This is a genomic window from Sphingomonas koreensis (genome assembly GCF_002797435.1).
In the GTDB taxonomy this organism is placed as follows: Bacteria; Pseudomonadota; Alphaproteobacteria; order Sphingomonadales; family Sphingomonadaceae; genus Sphingomonas; species Sphingomonas koreensis.
Genome location: NZ_PGEN01000001.1, coordinates 1,434,958 through 1,449,581, shown reverse-complemented (window position 1 = coordinate 1,449,581; position 14,624 = coordinate 1,434,958). Strand labels below are relative to the sequence as shown.

At 68.2% G+C, this 14,624-nt stretch carries 13 protein-coding genes; 3 read left to right on the top strand and 10 right to left on the bottom strand.

What is annotated here, in order from left to right:
• Positions 1 to 3: 3 nt before the first annotated feature.
• Together dapD and BDW16_RS06760 are read right to left on the bottom strand one after the other, a co-directional pair.
• Entirely contained in the window at positions 4 to 822 is an 819-nt protein-coding gene (gene dapD, locus BDW16_RS06765) for a 2,3,4,5-tetrahydropyridine-2,6-dicarboxylate N-succinyltransferase (protein ID WP_066579552.1), read from the bottom strand.
• Positions 819 to 1,484 (bottom strand): pyrimidine 5'-nucleotidase, encoded by a 666-nt coding sequence (locus BDW16_RS06760; protein ID WP_066579554.1) that lies wholly within the window; start codon positions 1,482 to 1,484, stop codon positions 819 to 821. The genes dapD and BDW16_RS06760 overlap by 4 nt, the downstream gene beginning before the upstream one ends.
• Before the next feature lie 128 nt (positions 1,485 to 1,612).
• Between BDW16_RS06760 and BDW16_RS06755 the strand changes: the two genes are divergently transcribed.
• Together BDW16_RS06755 and BDW16_RS21270 are read left to right on the top strand one after the other, a co-directional pair.
• A complete protein-coding gene (locus tag BDW16_RS06755) occupies positions 1,613 to 2,602 on the top strand; it encodes an LLM class flavin-dependent oxidoreductase (RefSeq protein WP_066579556.1) in 990 nt (329 codons plus the stop codon).
• Positions 2,603 to 2,736: 134 nt separating this feature from the next.
• Entirely contained in the window at positions 2,737 to 2,907 is a 171-nt protein-coding gene (locus BDW16_RS21270; protein WP_157081415.1) for a hypothetical protein, read from the top strand.
• Between the two features lie 19 nt (positions 2,908 to 2,926).
• Here BDW16_RS21270 and BDW16_RS06750 read toward each other — a convergent pair whose 3' ends face one another.
• The 3 genes from BDW16_RS06750 to BDW16_RS06740 are packed head-to-tail and all read right to left on the bottom strand — an operon-like array spanning position 2,927 to position 5,396.
• Positions 2,927 to 4,318 carry a sensor histidine kinase gene (locus BDW16_RS06750; RefSeq protein ID WP_066579558.1) on the bottom strand — a complete coding sequence of 464 codons (1,392 nt, stop codon included), beginning with the start codon at positions 4,316 to 4,318 and terminating at the stop codon, positions 2,927 to 2,929.
• 58 nt (positions 4,319 to 4,376) lie between these two features.
• Positions 4,377 to 5,051 carry a response regulator transcription factor gene (locus tag BDW16_RS06745; RefSeq protein ID WP_066579560.1) on the bottom strand — a complete coding sequence of 225 codons (675 nt, stop codon included), beginning with the start codon at positions 5,049 to 5,051 and terminating at the stop codon, positions 4,377 to 4,379.
• Positions 5,052 to 5,072: 21 nt separating this feature from the next.
• A complete protein-coding gene (locus BDW16_RS06740) occupies positions 5,073 to 5,396 on the bottom strand; it encodes a hypothetical protein (RefSeq protein WP_075151278.1) in 324 nt (107 codons plus the stop codon).
• A 109-nt stretch (positions 5,397 to 5,505) separates the two neighbouring features.
• On the opposite strand from BDW16_RS06740, the gene BDW16_RS06735 reads away from it, so the two are divergent.
• Positions 5,506 to 7,284, top strand: coding sequence for an ABC-F family ATP-binding cassette domain-containing protein (locus BDW16_RS06735; RefSeq protein WP_066579568.1), 1,779 nt, complete (start codon positions 5,506 to 5,508; stop codon positions 7,282 to 7,284).
• 45 nt (positions 7,285 to 7,329) lie between these two features.
• On the opposite strand, the gene BDW16_RS06730 is transcribed toward BDW16_RS06735, so the two are convergent.
• From BDW16_RS06730 to prsK, 5 genes are all read right to left on the bottom strand, one after another.
• The gene (locus tag BDW16_RS06730; RefSeq protein ID WP_066579570.1) at positions 7,330 to 8,223 is read right to left on the bottom strand and encodes a diacylglycerol/lipid kinase family protein; all 894 of its coding nucleotides are present in this window, start codon (positions 8,221 to 8,223) and stop codon (positions 7,330 to 7,332) included.
• A 30-nt stretch (positions 8,224 to 8,253) separates the two neighbouring features.
• Positions 8,254 to 9,063, bottom strand: a complete 810-nt coding sequence (locus tag BDW16_RS06725; RefSeq protein ID WP_066579573.1) for an ATP-binding protein — start codon at positions 9,061 to 9,063, stop codon at positions 8,254 to 8,256.
• Positions 9,064 to 9,134: 71 nt separating this feature from the next.
• A complete protein-coding gene (locus BDW16_RS06720) occupies positions 9,135 to 11,258 on the bottom strand; it encodes a tetratricopeptide repeat protein (protein WP_100362721.1) in 2,124 nt (707 codons plus the stop codon).
• Complete coding sequence (prsR, locus tag BDW16_RS06715; RefSeq protein ID WP_066579576.1) at positions 11,242 to 12,591, bottom strand: PEP-CTERM-box response regulator transcription factor; 1,350 nt, start codon at positions 12,589 to 12,591, stop codon at positions 11,242 to 11,244. The genes BDW16_RS06720 and prsR overlap by 17 nt, the downstream gene beginning before the upstream one ends.
• Positions 12,588 to 14,621, bottom strand: coding sequence for an XrtA/PEP-CTERM system histidine kinase PrsK (prsK, locus tag BDW16_RS06710; RefSeq protein ID WP_066579578.1), 2,034 nt, complete (start codon positions 14,619 to 14,621; stop codon positions 12,588 to 12,590). Before prsK ends, prsR begins: the two co-directional genes overlap by 4 nt.
• Positions 14,622 to 14,624 lie beyond the last annotated feature (3 nt).

Here is a 14,624-nt window from a genome sequence, read left to right as displayed (position 1 = left end):
GCGTCAGTCGCGTAGCAGCTCGTTGATCCCGGTCTTGCTGCGGGTCTGGGCGTCGACGGTCTTGACGATGACGGCACAATAGAGGCCGGGGCCGCCGTCCTTGCCCGGCAGTGTGCCGGGAACGACCACCGAATAGGGCGGGACGACGCCGCGATGGACTTCGCCGGTCGCGCGATCGACGATCTTGGTGCTGGCGCCGAGATAGACGCCCATCGAGAGCACCGCGCCCTCGCCGACGCGGACGCCCTCGGCCACTTCGGCGCGCGCGCCGATGAAGGCGCCGTCGCCGATGATGACGGGATCGGCCTGAAGCGGCTCAAGCACGCCGCCGATGCCGACGCCGCCCGAAAGATGGACGTTCCTGCCGATCTGGGCGCAGCTGCCGACGGTCGCCCAGCCGTCGACCATCGAGCCTTCGCCGACATAGGCGCCGATGTTCACGAAGCTGGGCATCAGGACGACGTTCTTCGAAATGAAGGCGCCGTGGCGCACGACGCTGCCGGGGACCTGGCGGAAGCCCGCGGCGCGGAAGCGCGCCTCGTCCCAGCCAGCGGTCTTGAGCGGCACCTTGTCGAAGCCCCAGTCGCCGGCCTGTGTGCCGATCACTTCATTGTCGTTGAGGCGGAAAGACAGGAGCACGGCCTTTTTCAGCCACTGATTGACCTGCCAGCCATCCGCCACCGGCTCCGCCACACGGGCCTCGCCACTGTCGAGCAGGTTGAGCGCCTCGGCCACCGCGTCGCGCACCGCGCCGGTGGTGGCGAGGGAGATGTTCGCGCGGTCTTCCCAAGCGGCGTCGATCGTGGCGGCGAGGTCGGTCATGATTGCTCCAGGATGGTTTCGAGCCAGTGGCTGATGTCGTGGGTGGTGTGGTCGATATAGCTGCGGTCGGCGTCCGGCGCCTGTTCGGAGCCATTATCGACCCAGATGGTGGTCATGCCGATCGCCTTGGCCGGGGCGAGGTTGCGCGCCATGTCCTCGACGAAGGCGGCGCTCGTCGGATCGATGTTCCACGCCTCGCACACGCTGCGATAGGCATCGGGGTGCGGCTTGGGCGCATAGTTGCTGGCGTGAACGTCGTGGATCGCCTCGAAACTCTCGGCAAGGCCGAGGCGGCCGAGCACCTTTTGTGCATAGGGTTCGTCGGCGTTGGTGAAAACGAGCTTGCGGCCGGGCAGCTTGGCGATCGCCGCGGCGAGCGGGGCGTTATGCTCGAGCACGTCCATTTCGATGTCGTGCACGTCGGCGAGATAGTCGTGCGGATCGATGCCATGCTCGGCCATCAGCCCGGCGAGCGTGGTGCCGTGCGAGATGAACCATGCCTTTTGTACGCGGCGCGCTTCGACGGGATCAATGTTCAGCAGGCGGGCGACATAAGCGCCGATGCGCGCGTCGATCCGTGCGAACAGGTCCGCGCTCTTGGGATAGAGCGTGTTGTCGAGATCGAACAGCCAGGCGTCGATATGGGCGAGATCGGGGCGCATGATGCGGTGGCGTTTAGGAGGGAAGAGCGCGCAGGGGAAGGATAGGAATGCTTGGGGAGGAATTGATTGGGCGTTGCCAAGCCTTGCTTGGGTAGCGGTGAAGCGGATGGCTTCCCATCTGGCCGGGCATGACAGCCTATTCCCTGCTCGACCTGGTCCCGATCCTCGAGGGCGGCAACGCCAGCCGGTCCTTCGCCAACGCCGCCGATCTGGCGCAACACGCCGAGGCGGAGGGGTTCAGCCGATATTGGGTCGCCGAGCATCACGGCATGCCGGGAATCGCGAGCGCGGCGACTGCGGTGGTGATCGCACATGTCGGCGCGGCGACGTCGACCATTCGGGTCGGCGCGGGCGGGATCATGCTGCCCAACCATGCCCCGCTGGTGATCGCCGAGCAGTTCGGCACGCTTGACGCGCTGTTCCCGGGCCGGATCGACCTGGGCCTTGGCCGCGCGCCGGGGAGCGACCAGCGCGTGGCGCGGGCGCTGCGGCGCAATCTTGAGACCAGCTCCGACGCCTTCCCGCAGGATGTGGTCGAGCTGCAGAGCTATTTCGCCGATGACGGGCAGACTGGCATCCATGCCGTGCCCGGCGGCGGCGCGCGGCCCGAGCTTTGGATCCTGGGATCGGGCCTGTACGGCGCGCAGCTCGCCGCGGCACTGGGGCTGCCCTATGCCTTCGCCTCGCACTTCGCGCCAGGATCGCTCGACGAGGCGCTCGACGTCTATCGGCGGCTGTTCCAGCCCTCGGCCGTGCTCGACAAGCCGCATGCGATGGCCGGGTTCAACGTGTTTGCGGCGGATACCGACGAAGAAGCGGAGCTGCTGGCGACGTCGATGCAGCAGGCGTTCGTCGCGCTGCGCACCACCGGCACGGGCATCAAGCTCCCGCCGCCGGTGCCGGGCTATCTCGACACGATTCCGGGACAGGCGCGGGCGATGCTCGACCACGTCCTATCGTGCACCGCGATCGGCGGGCCGGAGAAAGTGCGCGATGGGCTGGCCAGGTTCATCGCGCGGACCGGGGTGGACGAGGTGATGCTGGTCAGCTCGATCTACGATCATGGTGCGCGCAAGAAGAGCCTGTCGATCGCCGCGGAGGCGATGCGCGGGCTTTGAGTCCGTCATTTCGGGCTAGCGCCGCAATCTACCCAAAGCTTGCCCGAAAGCTGCCTTGATCGCGCGGCACCAACCAGGCTGACAGGGACACGTTCAGGGGGCTGAACGAGGAGCAGACAGCGATGTCAGCGCCAATGGCTACCACGAAGAAGGTCGGGATCCGGTGCCATATCGGCGTCCACCGGCCACGCCGCCGCGACCGGCCCGGCCGCGGTGAGTTCGAGACGACGTGCCGCGATTGCGGCTGTGATCTGGTGCTGAGTCCCGTAACCGGCCGCTGGCGCTTTTCCGGCGTGATGGGATAGGTCCGGCGCCGGCTTTTCTTCAGCCCGCCGCCGGGAGCCGCAGCCTGACCAGCAATCCGCCCAGATCCTCGCTCTCTTCGAGCGTGACGGTACCGTCGTAGATTTCCGCTACGTCGCGGACGATGGCGAGGCCGAGGCCGGTGCCGGGCTTGCCGGTGTCGAGCCGGACGCCGCGGTCGAAGATGCGAATGCGGTCGGCCTCCGGGATGCCGGCGCCGTCGTCCTCGATCATGATCTCGACGAAGCCGGCCTGCACGCTGACGGTGATGAAGACGCTGCCGCCGCCATATTTGGCGGCATTCTCGACCAGATTGCCCATGATCTCGTCGAGGTCCTGCCGCTCGATATGCGCGACGAGATCCTTGGGGCCGTCGGTGTCGATGCGGACATGGGGATAGAGGCGCGCGACGGCGCGCTCGACCGATTCGACGCTGGGCCAGACCGGCGCGCGGCTGTGCGCCGAGCCGCGGCGGCCGACCGCGCGGGCACGGGCGAGATGGTGATCGACCTGGCGGCGCATGGTGCGGGCTTCGCGCACCACCGTCGAGGGCAGGTCGTCGGATTGCGCGGTGGCGGCGTTCATGATCACCGTGAGCGGCGTCTTGAGCGCATGGGCGAGGTTGCCGGCGTGGCGGCGCGCTTCCTCGGCCTGCCTGTCGTTGTGCGCGACGAGGGCGTTGAGCTCCTCGACCATCGGCGCGACCTCTGCAGGCATCGCGCCTTCGATCCGGGGCGCCTCGCCGGTGCGCAGCTGCTGGATACCCGCGCGTAGCTTGCGCAGCGGGAGCAGGCCGTACCAGGTCTGAAGCGCAGCCAGGGCGATCAGGGACGCGGCAAGCAGCAAGAAGCTGCGTACCAGCGTCTTGCGCAGCGCCTCGATCTGCGCGTCGAGCATGTCGCGGCTCTGCGCGACCTGGAAGCGCCAACGAACCTGCGAGCCGGGCAGGACGATGTCGCGCTCGACCACGCGCAAGCGGTGGTCGGTGAACTGGTTCGAATCGTAGGTGTGGACGTCCTGATCCTGATGCGCCTCGTCGGTGCGCAGCTGGCGGTCCCAGAGCGAGCGCGAGGGGAAGGGTTCATAGCCCTTGCCCGTGACCTGCCAGTAAAGGCCCGAATAAGGCTCGAGGAAGCGCTGGTCGGAAAGCTGGCGGTTGAACGCGATCTCGCCTTCCGGACCGATCTCCGCAGAGACGACGAGCGAGTTCAGGAGATATTCGAGGCCGTCGTCGAAATTGCGCGTAACCGCACCGGTCAGCACGCGATCGAGCGCGAAGCCGCCGCCGGTGAGCAGCAGCGTGATCCACGCCGCCGCAATCAGGATCATGCGGCGGCTCAATGATCCGGTCGTGCGGACATAGGGCCGCGGCGCGGGGTCGCCGGGCTGAGGCGTCAGTTCCGAAGCCGCCATGCTCTCCGCACGACGGACGAACGGAAAGCGGCGATCCAGAACGAGTCCGAAGGGAAGATCAGCCACCGGCCTCCGCCGGCTCTTCGAGGCTGTAGCCCAGGCCGCGGATCGTGGTGATCACGTCGGGGCCGAGCTTCTTGCGGATGCGCGTCACGAACACCTCGATCGTGTTCGAATCGCGATCGAAATCCTGGTCGTAGATATGCTCGATCAGCTCGGTGCGGCTCACCACCTTGCCCTTGTGATGGAGCAGGTAGGAGAGGAGCTTGTACTCCTGCGCGGTGAGCTTGACCGGGTCGCCGCCCTTGGTGACCTTGCCAGATCGCGTGTCGAGGCGGATGTCGCCCGCGATCAGCTCGGCCGAGGCATTGCCCGATGCGCGGCGGATCAGCGCGCGCAGGCGGGCGATCAGCTCCTCCGACTGGAACGGCTTGGCGACATAGTCGTCAGCGCCGGCGTCGAGCCCGGCAACCTTGTCCGACCAGCTGTCTCGCGCCGTCAGCACCAGAACGGGCGTGGTCTTGCCTTCCTTGCGCCAGCGATCGAGCACGGTCAGCCCGTCGACTTCGGGCAGCCCGAGGTCGAGAACGATTGCGTCGTAATTCTCCGTCGAGCCGAGATAATGGCCCTCTTCGCCATCGCCGGCGGTATCGACGGCATAGCCCGCGCCTTCGAGCGTCGCCTGAAGCTGGTTGCGGAGATTGGGTTCGTCCTCGACGATCAGAACGCGCATCTTATTTCCTTCTTGTTCCCGTCAGCGGCCCGACTGGCCGACGATCTGACCCGAACGGCCATCGACGTCGATCCAGATGACCGATCCATTGCGCAGGAACTTTAGCGTGTAAATCATCGTCCCCGAATCGAAATCGAAGCCGAGATACTGCGCGCCCTTGCGGGTCATTGCGGGAACGACCCGCGATTCGATCTCGCGCAGCGGCAGCAGGCGGCCCTGCGCGCGACCTTCGCGCGCGGCTTCCTGATCGCCGCGCACCTGCGGCGAGGCATGCGCAGGAAGCGCAGCGGCGGCAAGCAATGCGCCGAGACAGAGAAAGCCGAACATCTTCATGTGGCTTGGCATAGGTGCGAACCGTTGAACAGCCGGTGAATATGGACGTAAGCCTGTCGTAAGCCGCCCAGCCGTGCCGACGCTTGCCCCCGGAGGCGCATCCGCCTACCTGCGCGGGCCTATGGCTGCTCCTGTACTCTCCTATGAAAAGCTCGGTCTGGTCCAGGGATCGGGCTGGCTGTTCCGCGATCTCGACATCTATGTGGGGCAGCGCGACCGGCTGGCGCTGATCGGGCGCAATGGCGCGGGCAAGACCACATTGCTCAAGCTGCTCGCCGGACAGGTGGATGCAGACGAAGGGCGGCGGACGATACAGCCGGGCACGCGCGTGGTGATGCTGGAGCAGGAACCGCGGATGACCGGGTGCACGACGCTGATGGACTATGTCCTGTCGGGCGACGACGCGCCGCAGCAGCACGAGGCCGAAGCGATCGCAGACCAGCTCGGCATCGACCTGACGCGCGAAGCGGCGACCGCGAGCGGGGGCGAGCGACGTCGCGCCGGCATCGCGCGGGCGCTGGCGATGGACCCCGACGTGCTGCTGCTCGACGAGCCGACCAACCATCTCGACATCCATGCGATCGAATGGCTGGAAGAATGGCTCAACCGCTATCGCGGCGCGTTCGTGGTGATCAGCCACGACCGCACCTTCCTGACGCGCCTGACGCGGCAAACCTTGTGGCTCGACCGCGGATCGATGCGGCGCGCCGAGATCGGATTCGGCGGGTTCGAGGTGTGGACCGAACAGGTCTATGCCGAGGAACAACGCGCGGCGGAAAAGCTCGACGCGCGGCTGAAGCTCGAGGAGCATTGGCTTCAGCGCGGCGTCACCGGACGGCGGCGGCGCAACCAGGGCCGGCTGACCAAGCTGCTGGAGATGCGCGCCGAGCGGGCGGCGATGACCGGCCCTGCAGGGGCGGCGAACCTGACCACCGCGGCCGACGATTCGAAGACCAAGGTGGTGATCGACGCCAAGGGCGCATCCAAATCCTATGGCGACCGCACGATCATCCGCGACCTCACTCTTCGGGTGACGCGCGGCGACCGCATCGGCATCGTCGGCAAGAACGGCGCGGGCAAATCGACCCTGCTCAAGCTGCTGACCGGCGAGATCGAGCCGGACACCGGCAGCGTGAAGCTCGCCAAGACGCTCGATCCGGTGATCATCGACCAGCAGCGCAGCCGGATGCAGCCGGAAAAAACGGTGCGCGACGTGGTTGCCGACGGCGGCGAATGGATCGACGTGCTGGGCACGCGCAAGCACATCCATGGCTATCTCAAGGAGTTCCTGTTCGAGCCGAACATGGTCGATGCCAAGGTCGGCACGCTTTCCGGCGGCGAACGCTCGCGCTTGTTGCTGGCGCGCGAATTCGCCCGGCCGTCGAACCTGATGGTGCTGGACGAGCCGACCAACGACCTCGACCTCGAGACCCTCGACCTGCTGCAGGAAGTGATCGCGGACTATGACGGCACGGTGCTGATCGTCAGCCACGACCGCGACTTTCTCGACCGCACGGTGACGATGACGATCGGGCTCGACGGGTCGGGGACGGTCGACATGGTGGTCGGCGGCTATGCCGACTGGGAAGCCAAGCGCAAAGTTCGGCCCGAGGCAAGGAAGGCGGTGGCCAAGGCCGCACCGGTGGCCGAAACGCCCAAGGTGAAGACCAAGCTCAGCTACAAGGACCAGCGCGACTACGATCTGCTACCCAAGCGGATCGAGGAACTGGACGCGGCGATCGCGAAGGACGAGGCGGCGCTGGCCGCCCCGGACCTGTACGCCAAGAACCCCGGCAGGTTCGACACGCTGATGGCGGGGATCGCCAAGGCGCGCGACGAGAAGGACGCGGCGGAGCTGCGCTGGCTGGAGCTGGCGGAGATGGTCGAGGGGCTGGGGTGAGCCAAATTCCTCCCCTGAGCCGGCTCAGGGGCGGAAGGGGCCGGTTCAGGCTGGCACGACCACGTCGATCGCGCGTTCGGCCACGCGCACCATTACCGGCGTCCGCGCCAGCACCTCGCCGTCGATCGAGATCTTGCGATGCGGGCGGGTGTCGAGCTTGAGCTCGGCGCCGCGGAATTCGCTGACATTCTGGTCGCGGGTGCGTAGGCGGAAGAAGCGGGCGTACCAGTCCCAGGCGAGGCGCCAGCGATTGCGGCCGGTGACGACCTGGATCAGCATTTCGCCGCTCTCGACACAGGCCTCGTCGCTCATCACCACGCCGCCGTGGAACCGGCCGTTGAGGATGCGCACCTCGCTGCCCCACATGCGATGGGTCTTGGTGCCATCGTCCACGAACACGCGGAACGGGCGGAAGCGGGCGAAGCACCAGACGGCCCAGGTAAGATAGCCGACGCGGCCGAGATATTTCTTGAGGTTGTGCGGGACGCTCTCCCCGATCATCGGGGAGAGGCCCATCGCGGCGGCGTTGGCGAAATAGTCGCCGTCGATCATGCCGAGATCGACGCGGCGGCGCTTGCCCGTGGCGATCGCGCTGATCGCGCCGTCGAGGTCGAGCGGGATGCCGAGCGTGCGCGCGAAGCTGTTGGCGGTGCCGAGCGGGAGTACCGCAAACACCACATCCTTGCCCACGACATCGTCGACCACGCCCGACAGCGACCCGTCACCGCCGCCGACGATCACCATCGGCGCGCCAGAGCGGATTGCGTCACGCACGGTATCGTCGAGCAGATCGGGCTCGCGCACGGGATGCGCGGCGATGAGACGGATGCCGGCAGCCTCGACCTTCTGGCGCGCCTGTTCGAACAGCGCGGCACCGCGGCGCGACTTGGCATTGACGATGAGCACTGCTTCACGCGGGACGGGAAGGTTCGTTGTCATGGCGTCACAACGGGCGAGACGGGCTGAGGTTCAGAGCTGCTTCCCGTTCCGGCCCGCCAGCTCGACCACATATTGCCAGGCGACGCGGCCCGAGCGGCTGCCGCGGCGGGTCGCCCAGTTGATCGCCTCGGCGGGGTCGAAGGGCAGACCGTGGTCGCGCGCATAGGTACGGACGATCTCGACATAGGTGTCCTGGTCGATCGCGTGGAAGCCGAGCGACAGGCCGAACCGGTCGGCAAGCGCGAGATTGTCGTCGATACTGTCGCGCGGATTGATCGCGCTCGACTGCTCGGCGATGTCGCGCGGGATCAGGTGGCGACGGTTCGAGGTGACGAACAACCGGGCATTGAGCGGGCGCGCTTCGGCCCCGCCCTCGAGCAGCGAGCGCAGCGCGCGGCCGTCCGACGCGGCGTCGAAGCCGAGATCGTCGAGGAAGATGACGAAGGCGCGCGAGCTGGCAGAGATCAGCGCGAAGAGCTGGGGCAGCGTGTCGAGCGCATCGGCCTGCGCCTCGATCAGCGCGATGGCACCGCCCTCCGCCTGCACCGTGGCGACCGCAGCCTTGCTCAGCGCCGACTTGCCGGTGCCGCGCGCGCCCCACAGCAGCACATCGTGCGCGGGCAGGCCGTTTGCGAGGCGGCGGACATTGTCGAGCAGCGTTTCCTTTTGCCGATCGATCCCGACCAGTTCGGCAAGCGGAAGCGGCGCGAAGGCGCGGGCAGGCTGGAGGAAGCCGCGGTGCCACACATAGGCGGGGTGCGCGTCGAGATCTGGCACCGGCGGGGGCGGCGGAGCCAGCCGTTCGAGGGCTGCGGCGATGCGGTCCAGCGGGTCGCTCATGGAGGCTGGCTAGGCGGCGGGGCGGAGGAAGGCAATGGCTTCATTCCTCGCCGTATCGGAGAGGAATCGGTTCAGGCCAGTTTCGCGATCAGCGCTTCGGCGGCGCTGCGGTCGGTGAAGCCGGGGATGGCGATCGCGGCCTGCGCCTGCGCCCTGGCATCGGCGTTGCGGCCGGCCTCGGCATAGGCCTGGGCGAGCTGCCAGCGCAGCATCGGGTGGCGCGGGGCGAGCGCGACCGCCTTTTGCAACAGCTCGATGCCGCCCTCGATGTCGCCGCTCTCGGCGAGGGTCCAGCCCATTGCGCCCGCCACTGCGGGGTTGGATGGGGCTAGGTGGTAGGCAGCCTCGGCATAGCGCGCGGCGCGTTCGGGCTCGTCCGCGCCGGCATAGGCGAGCGCGAGCTCGGCGAGCAGCCCGGCGTCGCGGTTACCGGTGCGCAGGCGGACCGCCTCGAGCGAATCGATCGCGGCGTCATAGTCGCCCGCTGCCGCCTGCCAGCTGGCTGAGAGGCGCAGAGCAGCGAGGTTGAGCGGGTTCTGCGAAAGGAACAGCGCGAGCGTGGTGGATGCCTCCTGCCGCTGGCCCGAACGGTCGAGCGCCTCGACCAGACGGAGCATTGCAGCCTCGTCAAAGCGGATGCTGGCAGCGTCCTTGTAGTAGCGCACGGCATCGCCGGGGCGGCCGAGCAGCATCAGCGTATCGCCGACCAGCGTGTGCGCGGCGGGCGCGCCGGGGTTGTTGGCGGCGATCTCCTTCGCGGCGGCGAGCGCGTCTGTCTTGTTGCCGCTGTCGATCAGTCCGCGGATCAGCGGGACCGTGGCGCGCGGGTCGTCGACCGGCGCCTTCTGCACCGCGGCGGTGAGACTGGGCAGCGCTTCGTCGGAGCTGAACCAGGCCGAGCCGTCGCGAACCGGCGATGCGGCGCGGTCGAAATAGCGGGCGGCATCGGCACGCTGGCCGATTCGTTCATAGCCGCGCGCGACGAGGCTGAGCGCATAGGAATCGGCGTCGCCGCGGGCGACGACCGGCAGCAGCAGTTCGATCCCGTTCTTCGACGCGTCCGAGCGAAGCAGCGCGGTGGCGAGCAGCTTGCGCGCGGTGAGGTTCATCGGCTGGGCGTTGACCAGGTTGCGCAGCTTCTCGACTGCGCGTTCGTAGCGCCCCTGCTCGATGTCGAGCGTGCCGCCCAGCAGCATCCCGCCGGGCAGCGCGGCGATCCCGCTGCCTGCGCGCTGGAGCAGGTTGCTGGCGAGATCGAACTGCTCGGCGCGCGCGGCGAGTACGGCCTGCAGGTAGAAGGACTGCGGACTGCGCGGGCGAACCTCCATCGCGCGCCGGGTGACCGCGAGCATCTCGCGCGTGCGGCCGGCGTCGCCGAGCGTGGAGGCGTACTGGATCAGCGTCGAATGGCGATAGGGATCGCGCTTGAGCGCGGCCTCGAACCAGGGGAGCGCCGCGACCAGACCGTATTGGCTGCGGACCAGCTCGCCGCGCAGGACCAGCGCTTCGGTATTGCCGCTGTCGAGCTGGGTGGCCTTGCCCGCCGCCTCGATCGCGCCGACCACATCGCCCGCGTTGAGGCGGAAGCGGCCGAGATCGGTCCAGGTATTGGCATCGTCGGGTGCCAGACGAACCGCGGCCAGCGCGGCCTGTTGCCCCGCGGCAAGATTGCCGCCTGCGGCATAGGCGCGGGTGCGAACGCGCAGGACGTAGAGGCGGTCGGCTTCCGGGGCCTTGCCCGCTTCGATCAGCGCGCGACGCGGATCGCCCTGCAGCAGGATCGCGTGCGCCATCAGGGCATGGGTGCGCTTCGGATCGATGCCGTTGTCGATCGCGCGGCGCAGCGACGCCTCGGCGGCGATGCCTTCGTCGAGCGCAAGGGCGGCACGGGCGAGGGCGAGGTGCGCCTCGCCCCAGTTGGGATCGGCGCGGACGGCGCCGAAGGCCTGCGACCGGGCGGCGGACGCGTTGCTCGCCTTGAGATACTGCTCGCTGCGCGCGACTGCCGCGCGCGCCGCTTCGGGATCGACGCGGTTGGCAACGACCGAGCGGAAGGCGAGCAGCGCCACGCCGAACGCGCCGATGCACAGCGCGAACACGACGATGCGGCGCAGATTGACGCGGCGCTTGCCCGCCGCGCGGCTGCTGTCGCTGCGCCAGGTGCGTCGGCGGCCGGTTTCAGGGCTGGAGGTCATAGGCCTTCATCAGATCATAGAGGGTGGGGCGGCTGATCCCGAGCAGGCGCGCGGTGCCGGAGATATTGCCGTCGGTGCGGGAGAGGGCCTGGATGATCGCGCGCCGGTCCGCGGCCTCGCGCACGGCCTTCAGGTTGACCGGGCCGGCATGTTCGGGCGCGGGGAGATCCAGATCGGCGGCGACGACGAGCTTGCCGTCGGCCATGATCGCGGCGCGCTTCACCCGGTTTTCCAGCTCGCGGACATTGCCCGGCCAGTGCCATGCGTCGATCGCGTCGAGCGCATCGGGGGCGAAGCTCTTGGTGCCGAGCTTCATCGCGCTGCTGTGCTTGTGGAGCAGATGGCGCGCGAGCAGGCCCGCATCGCCCGGACGCTCGGCGAGGCTCGGGATCCGCACGACGATCTCGGCGAGGCGGTAATAGAGGTCGTCGCGGAAGGTGCCCGCGGCGATCATCGCGTCGATGTCCTGGTGCGTCGCGCAGACCACGCGGGTATCGACTGCAATCGGCTTGCGTCCGCCGATCCGCTCGATCACGCGCTCCTGCAGGAAGCGCAGCAGCTTGACCTGAAGCGCGAGCGGCACGTCGCCGATCTCGTCGAGGAAGAGCGTGCCGCCCTGCGCCTGCTCGATCTTGCCCTCGGTCGTCTTGACCGCGCCGGTGAAGGCCCCTTTCTCGTGCCCGAACAATTCGGATTCGAGCAGGGTTTCGGGGATTGCGGCGCAGTTGATCGCGACGAACTCGCCCTTGCGGCGGCTGGCGTCGTGCAGGCCGCGGGCGAGCAGCTCCTTTCCGGTGCCGCTGGCGCCGAGCAGCATCACCGAGACGTCGGCCGGGGCGACGCGCTCGATCGTGCGGGTGACCTTGAGCATCTCGGGCGATCCGGTAACGATGCCGCCGAGCGCAGTGCCGCGTTCGGCCCGCGCGGCGAGGCGGCGGTTTTCGGCCTCGAGCGCATGGACGTGGAAGGCGCGTGCAACGATTAGGCCGAGCGCGTCGATGTCGATCGGCTTCTGGTAGAAGTCCCATGCCCCCATCGAGATGGCGCGGAGCATCGATTCGCGCTCGCCATGGCCCGATGCGACGATGACGCGGGTATCGGGCTTGAGCGCGAGGATGGTTTCGAGGACGGCGAAGCCCTCGCTCGTGCCGTCGGGGTCGGGCGGCAGGCCGAGATCGAGCGTGACCACCGCCGGCTCCTCCGCACGCAGCATCGCGATGGCGCCCTCGCGGTCGCCCGCGGTCAGGATCTCATAGCCCTCATAGGCCCAGCGCAGCTGGCGCTGCAGCCCGGCATCGTCCTCGACGATCAGGAGTTTGGGTTTGTCGTTCATGCCGCTTGTCCAACTTCGTTACCGGCGCCGGCCGCTGCGCGCAGCACAACGCGAAATCGCGATCCCTTGCCCTCGCTGCTCTTGACCTCGATCCGCCCGCCCATCTCGGCGGCGAGCTTCTGCGCCTCGAACGCGCCGATGCCGAAGCCGCCGGGCTTGGACGAGACGAAGGGCTTGAACAACTTGTCCCGGATGAAAGCGGGCGACATGCCCGCGCCGCGATCGATCACGTCGATCCGCGCCTCTTCCTTTTCGGAACGCACTTCGATCCGCACTGGCGCGTCCGCGGCGCTGGCCTCGATCGCATTCTGGATGAGGTGGCCGAGCAGCGTTTCAAGCATCGCGGGATCGGCGATGGCGAGCGGATCGCCGCTGCTCGATACCTCGACCGGGTGCTGCGCGCGCCGCGCCTTGGCGACGCGCCGGGCGAGCGGCGCAAGCGGCACCGCGACCGGCGCATCGGTGCGCGCGCGGTGATGCTGCGAGAGGCGCGCGAGCATGTCGTTCATGCGCCCGGCCGAATCCTGAAGGGTAGCGACCATGTCGGCACGAAAGGCGGGATTGTCGGCGTGGCGCTCCGCATTGCGCGCGACCAGCGTCAGCTGGCTGACCAGATTCTTGATGTCGTGCATGATGAAGGCGAAGCGGCGGTTGAATTCCTCGAACCGTTCGGCTTCGGCCAGTGCCTCGATCGCGCGTTCCTCGGCGAGATAGCTGGCCAGCTGGCGGCCGGCCGCCTTGAGCAGGTCGAAATCCTCCCAGTCGAGCGCGCGCGTGATGGGCGGGCGGGCGAGCACGATCGCGCCGGCAAGACGCGCGTGATGCGGCAACGGCACCACCACCCATGCCTGATCCCAGCTGCGGATCGACGGGGGCGCCGAATCGGCACCCTCGACGGTATCGAGCTCCAGAACCAGCGTCGGATCGATCCGGTCGAGATGCCAGCTTTCCCCATAGCCGGCGGGCAGCACGGCTCGATCGATGTTCCACGCCGCGCCGACGCCCAGCGCTTCGCCCTGGGGCACCAGCAGAACGCCCGCGGGCGAATCGGTGAGGTCCGCGAGCGCCTTGACGATACGCTCGTCGAGCGGGGCGCTGCCTTCGGGCTCGCCCAGCGTTTCGGTGAAGCGCATCCATTCCGCGCGATAGTCGTAGCGGTGGCGGAAGAAGTGCTTGGCGAGCTTCACCTTGATCCAGGCACGCAGCCAGGGGCTCGATACCAAGGTGAGGATGGCGGCGGTCGAGCCGAAGACGAAGGCGGTCTGGAGCAGCCGCGCATTGTCGCCGCCGATCGCGGCGAGCGCCGAAGTGGCGAGCGCCAGCAGCGCGAAATAGAGGCCGATCGCGACCAGCGAGAGCGATTGATAGGCGACGGTGCGGGAAAGCTGCATCGGCCACTCGCCGCGCCTCTGCAGCCCCATCGCGATCGCTGCGGCGATCAGCGCCATCGCGCCGCCGCGTACCGCGACCAGCTGGTGCGGCCAGCCCATGGTCAGCCAGGCGACGCTGAGGACGTTGATGTCGACCAGCCATATCGCGCCGATCGCGAGCACGACCGGGCGCATGCCGGCGGTGCCGGGCGCGGTGATCGCGCTGTGGAGGCTCTGAACGAGCACGAGCGCGGTGACGGCGGCCATCATGCGCAGCAGCAGCGCCGCTTGGGTCACTTCAGGTGCGACTTCCGGCGCGGTCGCGGCCACGTGGAGCGCCAATGCGACAAGGATGACGAGCGCGACGACACCATAGACGATGCCGATCGCGGCAGGCGGTCGCTCCGATCCGTTGCGGCGGTGAAGTGCGATCATGAAAGCGAGCCAGGCAAGGTTGCGCCCGCTTTCGGCGATACGGGTGGTCAGATCGGTTTCGCCGATCCCTGCGACCGCGAGCGCCCACAGCGCGGTCATCAGCAGTGCCACGGCGAGCGGGTTGCGCGGCACGCCGGCCTCGGCGCGGCGCAGCGTCCACAGGCCGAGCGCGCCGAACAGCAGCGCCGCGAGCGCGTGGCTCCAGAGGATCAGCGCCGGAACCACGGG

What these genes read in the sequence shown, in the direction of transcription:
- BDW16_RS06755 (WP_066579556.1), top strand. Translation starts at nt 1,613, where the DNA reads ATGACAGCCTATTCCCTGCTCGACCTGGTCCCGATCCTCGAGGGCGGC.
- BDW16_RS06750 (WP_066579558.1), bottom strand. Translation starts at nt 4,318, where the DNA reads ATGGCGGCTTCGGAACTGACGCCTCAGCCCGGCGACCCCGCGCCGCGG.
- BDW16_RS06725 (WP_066579573.1), bottom strand. Translation starts at nt 9,063, where the DNA reads ATGAGCGACCCGCTGGACCGCATCGCCGCAGCCCTCGAACGGCTGGCT.
- prsR (WP_066579576.1), bottom strand. Translation starts at nt 12,591, where the DNA reads ATGAACGACAAACCCAAACTCCTGATCGTCGAGGACGATGCCGGGCTG.
- BDW16_RS06735 (WP_066579568.1), top strand. Translation starts at nt 5,506, where the DNA reads ATGGCTGCTCCTGTACTCTCCTATGAAAAGCTCGGTCTGGTCCAGGGA.
- BDW16_RS06730 (WP_066579570.1), bottom strand. Translation starts at nt 8,223, where the DNA reads ATGACAACGAACCTTCCCGTCCCGCGTGAAGCAGTGCTCATCGTCAAT.
- BDW16_RS06745 (WP_066579560.1), bottom strand. Translation starts at nt 5,051, where the DNA reads ATGCGCGTTCTGATCGTCGAGGACGAACCCAATCTCCGCAACCAGCTT.
- BDW16_RS06740 (WP_075151278.1), bottom strand. Translation starts at nt 5,396, where the DNA reads ATGCCAAGCCACATGAAGATGTTCGGCTTTCTCTGTCTCGGCGCATTG.
- dapD (WP_066579552.1), bottom strand. Translation starts at nt 822, where the DNA reads ATGACCGACCTCGCCGCCACGATCGACGCCGCTTGGGAAGACCGCGCG.
- BDW16_RS06760 (WP_066579554.1), bottom strand. Translation starts at nt 1,484, where the DNA reads ATGCGCCCCGATCTCGCCCATATCGACGCCTGGCTGTTCGATCTCGAC.
- BDW16_RS06720 (WP_100362721.1), bottom strand. Translation starts at nt 11,258, where the DNA reads ATGACCTCCAGCCCTGAAACCGGCCGCCGACGCACCTGGCGCAGCGAC.
- BDW16_RS21270 (WP_157081415.1), top strand. Translation starts at nt 2,737, where the DNA reads ATGGCTACCACGAAGAAGGTCGGGATCCGGTGCCATATCGGCGTCCAC.